General features: G+C 65.4%; 11 protein-coding genes. 7 read left to right on the forward strand and 4 right to left on the reverse strand.

From position 1 onward, the window contains the following. Positions 1 to 168: 168 nt before the first annotated feature. Both XH90_RS12425 and XH90_RS12430 read left to right on the forward strand, forming a co-directional pair. Positions 169 to 3,720 (forward strand): PAS domain-containing hybrid sensor histidine kinase/response regulator, encoded by a 3,552-nt coding sequence (locus XH90_RS12425; protein WP_194481749.1) that lies wholly within the window; start codon positions 169 to 171, stop codon positions 3,718 to 3,720. After that, positions 3,717 to 4,370 carry a response regulator transcription factor gene (locus XH90_RS12430; RefSeq protein ID WP_194481750.1) on the forward strand — a complete coding sequence of 218 codons (654 nt, stop codon included), beginning with the start codon at positions 3,717 to 3,719 and terminating at the stop codon, positions 4,368 to 4,370. Before XH90_RS12425 ends, XH90_RS12430 begins: the two co-directional genes overlap by 4 nt. Positions 4,371 to 4,441: 71 nt before the next feature. Here the strand turns inward: XH90_RS12430 and XH90_RS12435 are convergent, their stop codons facing one another. Next, entirely contained in the window at positions 4,442 to 10,159 is a 5,718-nt protein-coding gene (locus XH90_RS12435) for a negative regulator of septation ring formation (protein ID WP_194481751.1), read from the reverse strand. A 422-nt stretch (positions 10,160 to 10,581) separates the two neighbouring features. Between XH90_RS12435 and XH90_RS12440 the strand changes: the two genes are divergently transcribed. Next, positions 10,582 to 10,926 (forward strand): Hpt domain-containing protein, encoded by a 345-nt coding sequence (locus XH90_RS12440; RefSeq protein ID WP_194481752.1) that lies wholly within the window; start codon positions 10,582 to 10,584, stop codon positions 10,924 to 10,926. 172 nt (positions 10,927 to 11,098) lie between these two features. Then, on the forward strand, positions 11,099 to 11,419 hold the full coding sequence (locus tag XH90_RS12445; RefSeq protein ID WP_194481753.1) for a 2Fe-2S iron-sulfur cluster-binding protein: 321 nt from the start codon (positions 11,099 to 11,101) through the stop codon (positions 11,417 to 11,419). Positions 11,420 to 11,503: 84 nt separating this feature from the next. On the opposite strand, the gene XH90_RS12450 is transcribed toward XH90_RS12445, so the two are convergent. After that, complete coding sequence (locus tag XH90_RS12450) at positions 11,504 to 11,971, reverse strand: thioesterase family protein (RefSeq protein ID WP_194481754.1); 468 nt, start codon at positions 11,969 to 11,971, stop codon at positions 11,504 to 11,506. Between the two features lie 181 nt (positions 11,972 to 12,152). Here XH90_RS12450 and XH90_RS12455 point away from each other — a divergent pair, with 181 nt between their 5' ends. Together XH90_RS12455 and XH90_RS12460 are read left to right on the forward strand one after the other, a co-directional pair. Continuing rightward, positions 12,153 to 13,181, forward strand: a complete 1,029-nt coding sequence (locus XH90_RS12455; protein WP_194481755.1) for an NAD(P)/FAD-dependent oxidoreductase — start codon at positions 12,153 to 12,155, stop codon at positions 13,179 to 13,181. Between the two features lie 108 nt (positions 13,182 to 13,289). After that, on the forward strand, positions 13,290 to 13,892 hold the full coding sequence (locus tag XH90_RS12460) for a DUF2147 domain-containing protein (RefSeq protein ID WP_194481756.1): 603 nt from the start codon (positions 13,290 to 13,292) through the stop codon (positions 13,890 to 13,892). Between the two features lie 34 nt (positions 13,893 to 13,926). On the opposite strand, the gene XH90_RS12465 is transcribed toward XH90_RS12460, so the two are convergent. Continuing rightward, complete coding sequence (locus tag XH90_RS12465) at positions 13,927 to 15,072, reverse strand: hypothetical protein (protein WP_194481757.1); 1,146 nt, start codon at positions 15,070 to 15,072, stop codon at positions 13,927 to 13,929. A gap of 340 nt (positions 15,073 to 15,412) precedes the next feature. Between XH90_RS12465 and XH90_RS12470 the strand changes: the two genes are divergently transcribed. Beyond that, positions 15,413 to 15,769, forward strand: coding sequence for a hypothetical protein (locus XH90_RS12470; protein WP_194481758.1), 357 nt, complete (start codon positions 15,413 to 15,415; stop codon positions 15,767 to 15,769). 52 nt (positions 15,770 to 15,821) lie between these two features. Here the strand turns inward: XH90_RS12470 and XH90_RS12475 are convergent, their stop codons facing one another. Then, positions 15,822 to 16,091 (reverse strand): hypothetical protein, encoded by a 270-nt coding sequence (locus tag XH90_RS12475; RefSeq protein ID WP_194481759.1) that lies wholly within the window; start codon positions 16,089 to 16,091, stop codon positions 15,822 to 15,824. Between the last annotated feature and the right edge of the window lie 83 nt (positions 16,092 to 16,174).

Below are 16,174 nucleotides of genomic sequence, written 5' to 3' on the forward strand. Positions count from 1 at the left end.
TCCGGCCGCCGATCCCAAAAGCACCTTTCACGCAATTGAAAGCTCTGGATTCTCGTGTTGACGCGTTTTCTTTACGCGAACCGGTGTCCACTTCTGGAAAACGCTCTAATATCCGCCCGCGTTCCGACCTCTCGATGAGCGGGCGGATGGGTCTCGAGTGAGGATATTTTGCAGGCGTGGTTCGTTCTCGCGGTCGCAGCCGGTTATGTGACCACGCTGTTCCTGATTGCCTGGTGGGGCGATCGGCGGAGCGTGGACGGACCGCTGGTCCCGCCAAAATCCTGGGCGGCCGCGGTCAGCTATTGCCTGACACTTGCGGTCTACAACACCTCCTGGAGCTTCTACGGATCGGTCGGCCGCGCCGCCACCAGCGGACTGGACTTCGCCACGATCTATATCGGTCCGACGCTCGTGCTGCTGTTCGGTCAGAAGCTGCTTGCCAAGGTGATCGCGATCGCGAAAGCCCAGAATGTCACCTCGATCGCTGACTTCATCGCCGCTCGCTACGGCAAGAGCCAGGCGCTTGCCGCCTTTGTGACGCTGGCCTCGCTGGTTGGTGTGCTTCCCTATATCGCGCTTCAGCTCAAGGCCGTTGGCAAGAGCTTTGATTATCTGATCCTCCAGCCCGAGCGGGCCGGAGGCGAAGCGCTGCGATTCTGGCAGGACTCGGCCTTCGGCGTCGCCGCGTCGATGGCGCTGTTCGCGATCGTGTTCGGCGTCCGCCATGTCCATGCCAGCGAGCATCATCGCGGCTTGATGCTCGCGATCGCCTTCGAGAGCGTGGTCAAGCTGGTCGCATTCCTTGTGGTCGCGCTGTTCGTGCTGTTTGGGCTCTCGGGCGGACCGGCCGCGCTGCTGTCGCAGTTCGCTTCGGATCCGCAACTGGCTGGGATCCTCGCCTTCGATCCCGCCCAGCCGGTCTGGCCCTCGACGATCGTCATGTCGGCGATTGCCTTCCTGTGCCTGCCGCAGGCGTTCCACGTCGCTGTCGTCGAGAACGAGAGTCCTGGGCATACGCGCACCGCAGCGTGGCTTTATCCTGCCTATCTTATGCTGTTCAGCCTGCTGATCCTGCCGATCGCCGCCGCCGGCCTTGCGAGGTTCGGTGCGATGATGGACCCCGACACCTACGTTATCTCGCTGCCGATCGCGGCGCATGCGGGCACCATCAGCCTGATCGCCTTCCTGGGTGGGCTATCGGCCGCCACCGGTATGGTGATCATGACCTCCGTCGCGCTGAGCACCATGCTCTGCAACGACGTCGTCATGCCGCTGTTGCTGCGCTCGCGCTTCTTCGGCCTGCGCGCGCAAAGCCGGCAGGTCGCCTCGGTGCTGATGACAGTGCGCAGGCTCTCGATCCTCGGCATCCTGCTGCTGGCCTATCTCATGCACCGCCTGGTTAACCAGACCTATCCGCTCACCGTGATCGGCCTGTTGTCGTTCGTTGCGGTCGCGCAATTCGCTCCAGCGTTCGTTGGTGGCCTGTTCTGGCAGCGCGCCAACAAGATCGGTGCCTCGATCGGAATCGCCGTCGGATTCCTGATCTGGGCTTATACGCTGCTGCTTCCCTCGGCCGCGCCGCTGTGGCCCGCCTTCGCGGAGATCGTTCGCCACGGCCCTTGGCAGCTCGGCTTCCTCAAGCCGAACGCGCTGTTCGGCATCGTGGGGCTCGACCCGATCTCGCATGCGACGCTGTGGAGCCTTGCCGCCAACCTCATCTGTTTCGTCGCGCTTTCGCTGCTGAGGCGGCAGACCACCGTCGAGCGCAACCAGGCCGCGGCATTTGCCGACGGTGTCGTCCGCGACACCGTGCCAAAACTGTCCTCGCGCGTGGTGGTCCGACTTGACGATCTCCGTGCGCTCGCCCGGCGCTTTGTCGGTGCGGAGCGCGGCGAGGCGGCTTTTGACAGCTATCTCGGCGCGCGCATGTCGGGCACCGGGCCGCGCCTCGATACGTCCGGCCTGGTCGATCTCGACTCGATCCGCTTCACCGAAAACCTTCTCGCCGGCGCGATAGGTGCTGCGTCGGCACGCGTGGTGATTGCGGCCTCGCTGGAAGGGCATTCACTGTCGCGGCGGGCGGCGATGGCGATGCTGGACGAGGCTTCGGAAGCCCTGCACTTCAATCGCACTCTGCTGCAAAGCACGCTGGAGAGCGTGCCGCAGGGCATCTGCGCGTTCGATGCCGATTTTAACATCACGGCCTGGAACGGGCGGTTCATCGAGCTGCTCGACCTGCCGCGGGATTTCGTCCGCGTCGGCCTTCCGCTCTCCGAGCTCATCGCCTTCAATGTTGAGCGCGGCGAATACGCCGCATCCGAATTCGCGGCGCTCCTGGTCAATCGCGACGTCGCGAGCCAAAGCTGGCCCTATCTCTACGAGCGCAAGCGGCCGGACGGCACGGTGCTCGAGATCGTCTACGATCGCGCCGCCGAGAGCGGTTATGTCTCGACCTACACCGACGTGACCGAGCGTCACCGTGCTGCCGAGGCGTTGCGGCGTGCCAACGAGGATCTCGAGTTGCGTGTCCGCGAGCGGACCGAGGCGCTCGAGCAGGCCAAGGCGGAGGCCGAGCAGGCTAATCTCGGCAAGACCCGCTTCCTGGCGGCGGCGAGCCATGATCTGCTGCAACCGCTGAACGCGGCACGTCTGTTCCTGTCGGCGCTCGACGAAAGCCTGCACGCTTTTTCGCAAGCCGGTGTCGCAGAGAAGGAACGAACTCTCGCCGGTAGCGCCATCACGGCGCTTCGTTCGACCGAGCATGTCCTCGACAGGCTGCTCGACATCTCCTCCTATGATGCCGGCGCTGTCAGTGCCGAGCCATCAGACTTTCCGATCGCCGATCTGTTCGTGCAGTTGAACGTGGAATTCTCGGCCATGGCGCGTGAGCGCGGAATCGTCCTCCGCGTCGTCGATTGCCAGCTCGCTGTGCGCAGCGATCCGCACTTGTTGCGGCGGATCTTGCAGAACCTGCTGTCGAATGCGTTGCGCTACACGCCCAGAGGACGCATCCTGCTCGGCTGCCGGCGACGCGGCGGCGATCTGCGCATCGAGGTCTGGGACACCGGTGTCGGCATCGCCGACGCGGACCATAAACGGATCTTCGAGGAGTTCAAGCGCCTGGCGCCGGGATCGGAGAAGGGGCTGGGCCTGGGCCTGGCGATCGTCGATCGTGTCTCCCGGCTGCTGGGGCATCCCGTTGATCTCTATTCGCGCCTCGGTCACGGTTCATGTTTTGCCGTCACGGCGCCGCTTGCGCGCGGCCCGGGAACGTCGCTCCAGCGCAAATCGGCGGACGCTGCGCCGGTTGTGACGGAGCGGCCGCTGACGATCCTGTGCCTGGACAACGATGCGACAATCCTCGACGGCCTGACGGCGCTGCTCGGCGGCTGGGGTCATCGCGTGCTGGTTGCAACCGATGCCGCCGACGCAATGGCGGCGGCCGCGGCGAGCCCGCCCGACGTCGTGCTGGTCGATTATCATGTCGATGGGGAACGCACCGGCTTGGACTTTCTCGATGATCTCAGGCAGAGATCGGGCCGCGGCACCTGCGCGCTGGTCGTCACAGCAGATCGCAGCGAGGCCGTCCGCACGGCGGCAAAGGCACGCGGCTGCGAGGTGCTTTCCAAGCCGGTCAAGCCGGCGGCGCTGCGTCGCTTCCTCGGCGGCGAAGCCTTGAGCCGGCAGTTCGGGACCGAACAGGGAGCCCCATCAGCGTGACCATGCGCATCCTTATCGGCGATGATCATCCGCTGGTGCAGGCTGCACTCCGCAGCGCGCTGTCGACCGTGCTGCCCGACCTCGACATCATCGCCTGCCAGGCCCTCGACGAGGCGATCAGCGTGCTCTCGGCGCAGTCGGACGAGATCGACCTCGTCCTATGGGACCTGGCGATGCCGGGGATCCAAGGATTTGCCGCGCTGTTCATCCTGTCGGCACAATTCCCGACGGTGCCGGTTGCGATCATCTCGGCGCGGCAGGACGCGGCCACGATCCGTCGCGCCATCGCCTATGGCGCGTCCGGTTACATCCCGAAATCGCTTGGTCTGCCCGAGATGGCGGACGCGATCACGAAGATCCTGGCCGGCGAAATCTGGATGCCGCCCAATGTCGGCGGCCGCGGTTCGATACAGAGCACCGATGTCGAGCTTGCCGCCCGCATGGCCTCGCTGTCGGCGCAACAGCTGCGCATTCTGGCGATGATCGTCGAGGGCAAGCTCAACAAGCAGATCGCGGGCGAGCTCGATATCGCCGAGCAGACCGTGAAGGGACACGTCTCAACGATCCTGCGCAAGCTCGGCGTCGGCTCGCGAACCCAGGCCGCGGTTCTCGCCGAGCGGCTGTCGTTCGGGCAGCCTGGCGGGAGTTGAGCACGCAAGGTCAAAAACAAAACGGAGGCCGTGAGGCCTCCGTTCTTATTCGTCATCGCTGGCCTTGCCGCTTATCCCAGCCGGCCCGCCGCATGTGCCAGCAGCGTGTAGACTAGACCCGTTTCCGAGGTCAGGTGGCTGCGCAGCTCCTGCGGGCCGCGACCGTCGCGGGCGACTTCGTCGAGCAGGCGTTCGAACTCGCCGATGTAGCGGTCGACCGTGCTCTTGAAGTTGCGGTCGGCGCGATACTTGCGGGCGACCTCGTCGAAGGCCTTCTGGCCGGCGGGCGTGTACAGGCGCTTGGTGAAGGCCTTGTTCTCGCCGCGCTGGTAGCGGTCCCACATCTCGGCGGCGAGGTTGCGGTCCATCAGCCGGCCGATGTCGAGCGACAGCGATTCCAGCGGATTGCTGCTGGCCTGCGGGGCCTGCGGCTGCGGCGCGGGTGCAGCCTGCTGGCGGCCACGCGGGGCCTCGCGACCGGCCGGAGCAGCCGGGGCGGCGTCCGTGCGGTTCAGGAGATCCGACAGCCAGCCGTCGCGTCCCTGGTCGTTGCCGCCAGGGGCGACCGGCGGGGCCTCGGTGCGACGCGAGGCGGCGGGCATGCCGAGGTCCGGCGGCGGCAGCGTCGAGGCGCTGCCGGTGTCGCGGCTGCGGGTCTCGGCGGTGCGGCTGCCCGCGGTCGCCATCATCGGCTCTTCCTGGCGCTGGACGGCGACGGACGCGCGGCCCGTCGTGGTGACGTCGAGGCCGCGGCCGTGCTGGGCCACGATGCGGTTGAGCTCGGCGAGCGCCTCGATCTGGTCGACGATCACCTTGCGCATCTGCGCGGTGCTCTCGGCGGCCTCCTGCGGCATCTCGAGCACGCCGCGGCGCAGCTCGTTGCGGGTGGCTTCGAGCTCGTTGTGCATCTCGAACGCCATCTGCTTCATGCTGGAGACGAGGTTGCCGAACTTCTCGGTCGACTGCTTGAACATCGCATCCGCCTCGTCGGTGGTCTGGCGGTAGATGTCGTGCATGGCCTCGATGGTCTGGCGGTGCTCCTCTTCGGACGCCGACCGCACCGCCTCGAACTGGCGGGTGATCGCGGCCGAGCCTGCGCCGGCGGTCTCGGCGACCACGCGGGCGATGTCGCGGGCACGCTCTTCGGCCGCAGCGAGCGACTCATCGAGCAGTCCGGTGAAGCGCGACAGGCGCTGGTCGAGATCGGCGGTGCGCAGGTCGATGGTGCTGACGAGCGATTCCAGCGCCGCCTTGCGTTCGGCAAGCGAGGCGGTGGTGTTCTTGTTGCTCTGCTCGACGACCTGCGCGGCATCGACCAGGGCCTTGCCGTGCGCGTCGAACTGGGTCGACAGCTCGCCGAGGTCCTGGAGCGCCCGCGTGGTCTTCGTGTTGAAGACGTTGAGCTGGTCTTCCAGGTTCTGCGTCGCAGCGCCGTTGCGCGAGGTGACGTCGTTCATCGCCGAGACGAAGTCGGCGACGCGCGTCACCAGCGCCCGCTCGAGCGAGTTGAGGTTGTCGTGCGCACCGGTCAGCACCTCCTGGAGGAGGATGTTGCCTTCGCGCAGGCGCTCGAACAGGGCCACGGTGTCGGTGCGCAGGATCTTGCTGGTCTCCTGCATTTCGGTGACGGCCGCGATCGAGACCTGGCGCGACTGGTCGATCGCCGCGCGCGAGGCCGACTCGAGGTCCTTCAGAGACTTGCCGACCGCGCTGGTCGCGATCTCGCTCGCCGCGTTGATGGTGCGGGCGACCTCGTTGCCGTTGCCCATCATGGTCTGCGAGAAGGCATGGCCGCGCGTCTCGATCGACTTCAGCGCGTCGGAGGTGACGCGGTCGATGTCGAGCGTGAGCTGGCTGGTCTTCGAGCCGATCGCGTCCACGAGCGAGCCCCGCTTGGCGTCGATCATGTTCGAGAGGCGGTCGGCCTGCTGCTGCACGTAGGTGACGATCTCGTCGGTCTTGCCGGTCATGGCCTGGCCGAAGCTGGAGCTGGCGGCGAGCACCGAGCGCTCGATGTCGGCCGAGCTCGACTTGACCCGCGAGCTCGCCTCGTTGGAGGCGGAGATCAGCGCGTTCTGGGCGTTGAGCGCGCTGGTCTGGATGTCGTTGGTCGCGTTCGACGTCGCCGTGCTCAGCGCGCGCTCGATCTCGGTCGAGATCGTGCGGATCTGGCTGGCGGCATCCGCCGAGCTCGAGGTCAGCGAGGTCTGGGCCTCGCGGGCGCTGTTGAGGATGGTCGAGGCGGTGTCGGCGCCGACCGAGGTCAGCGTGCGCTCGATGTCCGTCGTGAGCGACTTGATCTGGCTCGCCGCGTCGGTCGAGGCGGAGATCAGCGTGCCCTGGGCCTCACGCACGCCGCTGGTGAGGGCCTCGATGGTGGCGCCGCCGGCGGTCGCCAGCGCGCGCTGCATCTCGGCCGCGAGCGAGCGGACCTGGCCGGTTTGCTCTGCGGAGACAGCAAGAAGGGTGCTCTGGGCGTCGCGGGCGCTCGCCGTGATCGTCTCGGCGGTGGTCTGGCCGACCTGCGAGAGCGAGCGGTGCACTTCGGCCGCGAGCGACTTCACCTGGCTCGCCGCATCCGAGGACGCATTGACCAGCGTGCTCTGGGCTTCACGCGCGCCGGTCATGATGGTCTCGGCGGTCGATGTGCCAGCCATCGAGAGCGAACGCTGCACGTCCGAGGACAGCGCCTTGATCTGGTTGGCGGTCTCGGTCGAGGCCGCGATCAGCGTGCCCTGCGCATCGCGGGCACCGGCGGTGATCGATTCCGCCGTCGAGGTGCCGGCCAGCGACAGCGAGCGCTGCACGTCGGCGGTGAGCGTCTTGACGAGGTTGGCCGCGTCCGAGGAGGCGGTGACGAGCGTGGTCTGCACCTCGCGGGCGCCGGCCAGGATCGAGGCCGCGGTGGCCGAGCCGGCTGCGGACAGCGTGCGTTCGACGTCGGTGGCGAGGCCCTTGATCTGGTTGGCGGCATCGCCCGAGGCCGCGACCAGGCTCGACTGTGCCTCGCGGGCGCTGGTCAGGATCGAGTTCGCAGCACCGGTGCCGACCGCGGTCAGCGCATGCTCGACCTCGGCGGAGGTCATCCTGAGCTGGGCGTTGACGTCCGAGGAGACCGTCATCAGCGACTGCTGCGCAGTGCGCGCTCCGGTCTGGATCGTCTCGCTGGTGTTGACCACGAGGTTGGTGAGCGAGCGCTCGGCGTCCTCGACATGCGAGCGGATCGCGGTCGAGATCATCTCGGCGCGGGACATCATGTCCTCGCTGGCCTGGCGGCCGCTGTTTTCGATGCGGCCGGCGACGGCCTCGACGCGCGAGCCGAGCAGGTCCTCGAACTGCGCCACGCGGACGTCGATGTCGTTGGCAACCGAACCGACCTTGGTCTCGATCGCCTGGTGGATATCCTGGAAGCGCGCCGTGACCGTGTCGGTCAGGTGCATGCTGCGTCCGTCGATGAGGTCGGCGACTCCGGTGATGCGGCGGTCGACCGCCTCGATCGCCTGCGCGGTGCCGTCCGTGAGCGTCGAGGTCAGCAAAGTGAGGCGGGTGTCGATCGACTGCACGGCCTGCGAGGCGCCGTTGGTCAGCGCCGAGGTCAGGTAGGTCAGGCGGGAGTCGATGGATTCGAGCGCCTGCGTCGCACCGCCCGTGAGGGTGGTGGTGAGATGGGTCAGGCGGGTATCGATCGACTGGATCGTCTGCGAGGCGCCGTCGGTCAGCGACGTCGTGAGGTGGGTCAGGCGGCCGTCGATGGATTCGAGCGCCTGCGCCGCACCGCCGGTGAGGGTGGCGGTGAGGTGGGTGAGGCGGGAGTCGATCGAGTGGATCGCCTGCGTCGCACCGTCGGTCAGCGTCGTGGACAGCGTGTTGAGACGGCCGTCGATGGTCTCGGTGACGGACTTCGCACGGGCATCGAACGACTGCTCGAGCGCGCCGACGCGGCCGCCGAGCTGCTGGTCGAAGGTCTTGATGTGACCCTCGATGGTGCCGTCGAGGTTGGCGATCTTGCCGTTCAGCGAGGCGTCGAGATGGTTGACGCGTTCGCCGATCGTGGTCTCGAACTGCACCAGGCGCTGGTCGAGAATGGCCGTGATCTCGCCGCCGTTGGAGGTGAAGCGGGTGTCGAAATTGTCCACATAGGTCTTCAGCGATTCATGGATGTCATGCGTGCGCTGGCCCATGCGCTCGACGATCTCGCCGCCGAAGGTCTTCACGGTGCGGTCGAACTCGGAGATGTGGCGCGTGATCAGGGCGCCCAGCGTGCCGGAATCGCGGGCGAACTTCTCGACCAGCTCGGAACCCTGGTTCTTCACCAGTTCGTCGAACGCGCTCATCTGGAGCGAGAGCGAGTCGTGCGCGGTCTCGGTCTGGCTGACGACCTTGGCGACGAGCGTGTTGACGGTGGCGTCGAGCGCCTCGCTCGCCTTGTCGCCCGAGGTCATGATCTGGCCTGCGAGGCGGTTGCCGGCGTCGTCGATCTTGGCGGAGATGTCGTTGGAGCGCAGCTCGAGCTCGAGCAGCAGCGAGTCCGACGAGTTCTTCAAGCTGTCGTGCACCTGCTCGGTGCGCTCGGAGATGCCGTCCACGATCGCGGCGGAACGCTGCTCGAACTCGCCGGTGATGCGGTCGATACGCTCGTTCAGCATCTCGTGGACGCGGTCGGCGAGGTCGACGAACTCGTCGTGGACGTGGCCGGTCTTGAAGTTGAGGCTGGTGGTCAGCCGCTCGCTGGCGTCGAGCACCGCGCGCGTGGTCTCGGCGCTGGCCTCCTCGAGGCGGTCGAGCAGGTCGCCGCCGCGCTCGCCGAGCGCCAGGATCATGTTGTCGCCGGCATGGCTCAGCGCGCCGGTGATGTGGGCGCCGCGCTCTTCCAGCGCGCCGGTGATGGATTTCGCGACCTCGTCGACGCGCGAGGCGATCGCGTCCGAGATCAGTGCGATGTCGTGGCGCAGGTCGATCTGCACGCCGGAAATGGCGCTGCGGACCTGCTCGGCCTGGCCGACCAGGTTGTCGCGCTGATGCGCGATGTCCTGGAGCAGGGCGCGGATGCGCACTTCGTTGTCGGAATAGGCGCGCTCGAGCGCGGCAACCTCGTTGGCGACCAGTGTCTCGAGCTCGCCGGCACGCGCGATGGCGCGCTCGATGCCGTCGCCCATCGCCGCGACTTCGCGGCGGATGGCCTGGCCGACGGTGACCATGGAATCGGACGCCGAGCCTTCGGGCTCGGAGAAGCGGATCGCGACCTGCGCCATCGCCTGAGCGACCTGGCTCATCTGCTGGCCGCGCCAGACGAGACTGGCGAGGAAATAGAACAGCATGATCGGCGCGAAGAACATGGTGACGAGGCCGGCGATCGCCAGCACGCCGCCGCTCTCGCCCATGGCGGCACGGATCGAGGGCAGGAAGCCGACCGTCAGCGCGGCGCAGGCGGCGAGCCAGATCACGGTGAAGATGGTCGCGCCGGTGTAGATGTTGCGGGCGGGGCGGCCCGTTTGCAGCGACTGGAGCAGCTGGCCGATGGTCTCGCGGTCGTCATTGGCCGCACGGCGCGAGGTGCGCGGTTCCTCGATGGAATCGAACACGGCGCGCTCGTTGGCGGCAGGCCGCGGCTCGAAGGTCGGCTCGTCGAACGCCGGAGGTGCGGGCGGCGCGACCGACGGCGCCGCTTCGTTGCGCATCGACGCGTTGCGGCTGGTATCGGCCGCCGTGTCGCTGATGTTGAGGGCTTCCTGGATCGCAGAAAGCGCAACTTCTGTGGGGTCTTTGACCTTTTTGGGAGTGTTGGCCATGTTCAGTCCGAGCCCTCGTTACTTTTACGCGTCCCCCCGCGAGCCCTGCGCGCTACGCAAGCCCACAGACCGGATTATGCCGCTTGCGCGGATCTCCGAGCCGTTCCCACCCGGACGGCTTGTCCGCCAATTTCCGCAACATCCTATTGGCAGAGCGTCGCGAATGAAATGCCCGCGATTAAGACATTCTTAATCATCGTTAACAGGAATGCGCCGTAACACCTTAGGCCTAAATGAAATTCTCCACCGGACTAGGCCAATTGCGGCAACTTTTCGTCAATAAACGGGCGGATTTGCGTAAAACGGCCCGAACACTTCGTTAACCATTTTCGTGCTTCGGTGGGCGGAACCGCCGGACCGGCGGACCATCGCGCGATGCCGGGGCCTGCGCCATGACGCCTGAACTGCAACGGATGGACTGAATGCCCTCGCCCCCGCTTGCGCCCATCGACAGCCCGCTCGACCTCGACCACCTCTCGCGCATGACGCTCGGCGAGGCCGAGCTGGAGCAGGAAGTGCTGGCGATGTTCGCCGAGCAGGCCGTCCGCCTGATCGCGGCAATGGCGGCGCTGCCGGCCGAGACCGGCGCGCTCGCGCACAAGCTCAAAGGCTCGGCACGCGGGATCGGCGCCTTTGCGGTCGCGGATGCCGCCGCGAGCCTCGAGACCGCGGTCCGGATCGGCCACAACCAGCCCCATGCCCTTGCTGCGCTGAAAGAGGCGGTCGCCGAGGTTCGCGCGGCGATTGCGGCAATTCTCAAGCACTAGGCCGGTCCTGCTTCAGCAGGGGCGGCCTGTGCATGGTCTTCTGTTTTGACGCAATTTCTTCCCGCGAACCGCTCCCCACTTCGCTTGAAAACGCTATGGCGCGGCCCGGAGCGACCCGTTATAGGACACCCGGACCCTCCATTTTCCCCAGATCGCGGCAGCACGAGAACACATGGCCAAAATTCACTTTGTCGACCACAAGGGCGAAACCCGCACGGTGGAAATTGAGAACGGCGCGACCGTGATGGAAGGCGCCATCCGCAACAGCATCCCCGGTATCGAAGCCGAGTGCGGCGGCGCCTGCGCCTGCGCGACCTGCCATGTCTATGTCGACGAAGCCTGGCGCGAGAAGGTCGGCAGCCCGACGCCGATGGAAGAAGACATGCTCGACTTCGGCTTCGACGTGCGCCCGAACTCGCGCCTGTCCTGCCAGATCAAGGTCTCCGACGAGCTCGACGGTCTCGTCGTGTCGACGCCGGAGCGTCAGGCCTGATCGTTCTCTTCAAGAGTGCATGATCTTTCCGGGAGACCGCTACGCAGTTTGCGCCAACCCGGCCCTGCAGGTCCGGATCATGCATCAGGAACTCGGCCGCGCGACCTCGATGCCGTGCTTGTGCCAGGGTTTGAACTTCGCGATCACTTCAGGGGGCAGCGGTGCAGGACGGCGCGCCGCCTCGTCGAGCAGGACGCCGACTGAAATGGCTGACGCGATGCACGTCCCGTTCGAAAACACGACCTGCTCGAACGTTACCGACGTACGCCCGAGCTTCACGACGCCAAGGCCGAGCTCGATCGTGTTCGGCCAGTGCAGCTCGGCGCGGAAATGCATGTCGAGCCGCACCATGATCCAGGCGAAGCCCGGCGGGGTCAGCCCGTATTGGGGAAGCTTCATCAGCGTGACACGGCCGGTCTCGAAATAGGTGGCATAGACCGCGTTGTTGACGTGCTGGTTCGGATCGAGATCGCCGAAGCGGACGTTGTCGCTGAGGCGAAATGGGAAGTCCTCCAGGCGCGGCGTCGTGTCGAGGCGGCTTGGTGCGTTCACCGATTGATCTCCGTCAAATCCAGCCCCGTTACAGCTCAGTTATTTTGACCCGGCAAGTGGGTGTGCTTGCGGGGCGCTCCTGCTTTTATGCCTTCCCTGATCCATCCCCGTTGGCTAGACAGGAAGGGTTCCTCTGCCCACAGGGCGCCGTCCAACCGACAACGACCGATAAAGAGACGACATGAGCGACGTGATCAAAACCGATGTGCTGATTATTGGCGCCGGCCCCTGCGGTCTGTTCGCCGCCTTCGAGCTTGGCCTTCTCGACATGAAGGCGCATTTCGTCGACATCCTCGACAAGGTCGGCGGCCAGTGCGCCGAGCTGTATCCGGAAAAGCCGATCTACGACATTCCCGGTATTCCGCAGGTGTCGGGGCAGGGCCTCACCGAAGCGCTGATGGAGCAGATCAAGCCGTTCCATCCGACCTTCCATCTCGGCGAGATGGTCGAGACCGTGGAGAAGATCGGCGATCCCGCGTTCCGCTGCACCACCGACACCGGCAAGGTGTTCGAATGCAAGGTGGTGGTGATCGCAGCCGGCGGCGGCTCGTTCCAGCCCAAGCGTCCGCCGGTGCCGGGCATCGAAGCCTACGAAGGCACCTCGGTGCATTACGCCGTGCGCAAGATGGAAAATTTTCGCGACAAGAACGTGTTGATCGTCGGCGGCGGCGACTCCGCGCTGGACTGGACGCTCAACCTGCATCCGCTCGCCAAGCGCATCACGCTCCTGCATCGGCGCGATGATTTTCGTGCCGCGCCTCACAGCGTCGAGCAGATGCGCGCGCTGGTGGCCGACGGCAAGATGGATCTGCGGCTCGGCCAGGTCACCGCGCTCTCGGGTGCCGATGGCCGGCTGACCGGCGCCACCGTCAAGGGCAACGACAACAATGTCAGCGAGATTGCCTGCGATACCATGCTGCCGTTCTTCGGGTTGACCATGAAGCTCGGTCCGGTCGCGAACTGGGGCATCGCGCTGGAGAACAATCTGGTGCCGGTCGAGACATCGGCGTTCGAGACCAACGTATCGGGCATCTTCGCCATCGGCGATATCAACACCTATCCCGGCAAGATCAAGCTGATCCTGTGCGGCTTCCACGAGGGCGCACTGATGTCGCAAAAAGCCCACCGCTACGTCTACCCGGAGAAGCGGCTCGTGTTCCAGTACACGACCTCGTCCTCCAGTCTGCAAAAGAAACTCGGTGTCAACTGACGACGGTGCGAACGGTGCCGCGGCGCCCCATGTTCCTGGTGCTGGAACCGTTCGCGAAATCGCCGTAGTCTGCGGCCATTGCAGTGGCGGCTCAGCAAGGTGATGATGATGCGGAATCTCTTTTCCAGCTTTCGGCTGCTCCCGTTGCTCGCGCTCGTGCTGACGCTCGGCGCGGCAGGCCCGGCTCCGGCGCAAGCGCAGCAGCCAACCGCCGCGGGCCTCTGGCAGAAGGTCGAGGACGGCAAGCCGGTGGGCTGGTTCCTCTTCGTCGATCACAACGGCATCTTCGAAGGCGTCATTGCCAAGACCTTTCCGCGTCCGGGCGACGACCCGAACGAGGCCTGCACGAAATGCACGGATGATCGCAAGAACCAGCCGGTGCTCGGGCTCTCCTTCATCCGCGACATGAAGCGCGACGGGCTGAAGTATGAGGGTGGCAACGTGGTCAATCCGCGCGACGGCAACATCTGGAAGGCCAAGATGACGGTGAGCCCGGACGGTCAGGTGCTGACCATGCGCGGCTATCTCGGTATTTCGCTGTTCGGCAAGGACGAGACCTGGCAGCGCCTGCCGGATTCCAGCATGGCCGAGGTCGACCCCGCGATCATCGCCAAATATCTTCCCGCGCAGGCTGCCGCGACTTCCCCGAAGGCTGCGCCTGCGGCCAAGAAGGGCGGAGGGATGATGATGGCGCCGGCAGCGAAGAAGTAGGCTTGCTTTCACACCGCGAAGAAGGCTGCGGGCATCAATATGTCGCTGCCTTCTGGCAAGGCGCATAGAAGGTGCCGTTGCCGGCAGAGACCCGTTCGAGGCACTGCCGGGCATCGGTAATCTCGCCGTCGACCTGAAAATAATAAGCCTGAGATCCCAGGCTCAGGACGTAATGTCCCGGCGGAAGTTCGAGGTCTGTGTCGCTGGCGTGGAGCTCGTACATCTCGGCTTTTCCCGGAATCGGCGCGATCCGAAACGGATAGGAGAAGTTGCGGATGACGCCAGCGTCCTCTCCGCCACCCGACGTTTTCGTGGCGGCGTTGGTTGAAAACTCTCTGACCTTCGCAACCACCCGGACCTCGACGCGCTCCGGAATCACATCTAAAATATCCCGACGAAATATGATGAACTTGACGCGGCCGCTCGACAGATGCGGTCGATCGGGCTTCTTGAACTCCGGTGAAATCGCGATGCGCATGTCCGGCGCCATCACGGCGATCGCGCTCAACTCGACCAACGATTTGTCGTCGATCAAGGCATAGATGCCGTAGTCGGTCGGAAGCACGCGCGCCGGCTGAGGCGGGCCAGGCGGCACCATTTCCGGCTTGGCGACCGTGATGGTGGACTCCGGCTTGGGCGCGACCAGAGCGATCTCGGGCGTCTGTGACGAGATCAGCCGGCGCAGCGCCGCGATCCTGTCTCGCTGCGAGACGATCACGATGATTGCGCCAATGACGACCAGGATGGCAGCCGCACGCTTGATCACCGGCAGAAGCGGGCCCGAGGCCGCTGGCAGTTTGCTGCGGGACTTGCCGATCGCCGACGGCAGGACGGTCGCATCGCCGGACACGAGAACACTGCCAGTTTCGGTCACCTTGGCCGACGGGAGCTGTTGTTGCGGCAAGCGCTCCAGCGGGGCCTGGTTGCGCGAGAACTTCTCGACGCCCTCGATCGCGACCTCGAGGGCCAGCTTCATCTGGTCGATGTTCTTGGTGTCGGCGTAGGTGAACTGCTCCTGGAGCTTGTAGCGGGCAAGATCGTAGACCATCTGCCGCCTGGCTTCGGCGTCGTCCTTGACCGTATCGAGCATGCGCGAAATCACCAGCGCAAACTGCACCTGGTTTGCAGGCAGATCGGTCGGGTCCTGTTGACCGGGAAGCAGGTCTCTGGAGTCGCTCATCGCGCCGACGGTCCAATGCCTGTCACGCCGATACCCAATTCTTCCATTCGAAACAGTCGGTTAAGCGATTGCGATCACGCCAGCTTCGTACACGTCCCGGCGCGACAAGGAAAGCCTGCGAACAAGGCCAGCCAAGCCGTCCGAGTCACACATGCGCGATCTCCTGGCAGGTCCAGTGAGCCCGTCGCGGCAGTAGTTCCCCGGAATGCGCGCTGGCGCCGGATTTGCATAGCTGTGGGCAAATCCGCCGGAGGAACTAGTCGCCGTGCCGTGCCTGTTCAAGGCGTGAGCGGCGTCGCCTGTTCCGCGCGGCGCCGATTTCGATCCGAGAGACGACGCTATGAGATCTGCAAAACTGAGTGGAGCGGCGTTGCTGGGGCTGATGCTGCCGCTGGCGACATCGGCGCTCGCGCGCGATGACGGGCGCTATGTCAATTCGCCGCTCAAACCCTGGTTCGAGAGCCTGCACAGCGAGTACGGACAGTGCTGCTCGGATGCCGACGGCTACGTCGTCGCCGATGTCGACTGGGAGTCAGACAAGGGACACTACCGCGTGCATCTCGACGAGGAGTGGGTCGTCGTACCCGACGGCGCCGTCATCACCGAGCCGAACAAGATCGGCCGCACCATGGTGTGGAAGCACTATATCGACGGCCACCCGCGCGTTCGGTGCTTCATGCCTGGCAGCATGACCTGAAAATGCTGGCGGCGCCCGCATGGGATGCGAGCGCCGGAAGTGATGCCAAGACTTAGCGCGCTTCGCTGTCGGAGGTCGCGCTGGCGAGCCGTTTGACGCGCGGTGACAGCACCGACATCTGCGCAGGCGATGCCGGCATGCCGGCGACGATCATCGCTGGTGCCGTCGATCGCTCCTCGACGCCGGCGCCCCCGAGAACCTGCACCTGCATCGCAGAGATCGGAAAGGACTTCACTTCGTAAGAGGGAAGCTCGCCGGCAAATGCGCTGACTGTGCTTGCAATCGTCGCGCCGGCAACGGCAATCATTGAGAGGATACGCATTTCAAAATCTCCGTTGAAGACATCAATCGGAAGTTTGGTCGCGGCAATGCCGCGACAGGTTCGCTCGTGTACGAACATTCGTT

This window comes from Bradyrhizobium sp. CCBAU 53338, assembly GCF_015291665.1.
Classification (GTDB): Bacteria; Pseudomonadota; Alphaproteobacteria; order Rhizobiales; family Xanthobacteraceae; genus Bradyrhizobium.